Below are 996 nucleotides of genomic sequence, written 5' to 3'. Positions count from 1 at the left end.
TTGAAAGGGCTTCCCCTCCCCGGCCCTAAGTGCCATAGCTCGCGTAGGGCAGATCGGTCCGACGTATCGGAGCGAAGCGCATTCACCGTTACCCAGGTGCTATTTCCCGGAACGATAATTTGGCACAGCGGAGGGAGGGTGTCCCTTTCCGAGACCGTCACCCGCCTGGACGGCGGGTGATCGAGCCCCCATGGATGGGTTCACGGCGTGTCTCGGAAAGGGACACCCTCCCGCAGCCCTATACTCCGAAGTACCGAAGCCGAGCGGCTCAACGTTATTCCGGCGGAAACTGCGCCAATAACCGACCAATGACTTTTCGTAACTGCTGCTCTCGCGCCAACTCAAAATCCCGCAAGGCAATCCCTTCCGCGCTACCACGCCAGACCAGCTCATTGCTCTCGGCATCCGTGATATCCACAATGATCACCCCCTCCTGCTTGCGGTCTTCCAGGCTTTTGCTGCCCCCAAGTCCGATACTGCCGCTGTTACCCACGGGCAACCCGATGGAAATGCCCACCGACTTGCCGCCACCCACCGCGGCCCGCGTGGTGCCGCTGACGCTGACATAAAACTGGGGGTTGTCGGGATCAAGCCGGTAACCGCGTTGCACCATCGCCTGCTCGGTGATGCGCTGCAACCGACTGTGGGACACTCCGTCGATCTGCGACGTGCCACCGCGCCATTCATAGCGGCCCCAGCCGGGATCAAATTCGGTGTCTTCGTTATAGTCCTGTGAGACCTTGGGGCCGGCGCAGGCGGTGATGACGGCCAGCAAGATGAAAACGAAAGATAGTCTAGTCAAACGATTCATTGTTGAGTCCTGTTCTGGCTGCGTGTTGGTAGAAACTCCGACCGACAACGTGGCTTCATGGGTAGGTTCACACTCTTCCACCTACGTGCGCTAATGGCACTGAGGTGGCTGCAGGGTCTATCGTTCAGAGACTCTCGGAGACATGGATGTCGACGAGAAGCTTACGTGGACGACCCACATGGATG

1 protein-coding gene is annotated in these 996 nt (G+C 59.0%); it reads right to left on the bottom strand.

The window, feature by feature from the left end; all coding sequences use genetic code 11:
• Positions 1-274: 274 nt before the first annotated feature.
• A complete protein-coding gene (locus tag B3187_RS17005) occupies positions 275-811 on the bottom strand; it encodes a DUF4136 domain-containing protein (protein ID WP_286807672.1) in 537 nt (178 codons plus the stop codon).
• Between the last annotated feature and the right edge of the window lie 185 nt (positions 812-996).

Origin of the sequence: Marinimicrobium sp. UBA4209 (assembly GCF_002381585.1) — a bacterium.
In the GTDB taxonomy this organism is placed as follows: Bacteria; Pseudomonadota; Gammaproteobacteria; order Pseudomonadales; family Cellvibrionaceae; genus Marinimicrobium; species Marinimicrobium koreense.
Note: the sequence above shows the minus strand (reverse complement) of the source record. Positions and strands in the feature narration are given on the sequence as shown.

Coding starts and splice junctions, on each gene's coding strand:
- B3187_RS17005 (WP_286807672.1), bottom strand. CDS start 811: ATGAATCGTTTGACTAGACTATCTTTCGTTTTCATCTTGCTGGCCGTC.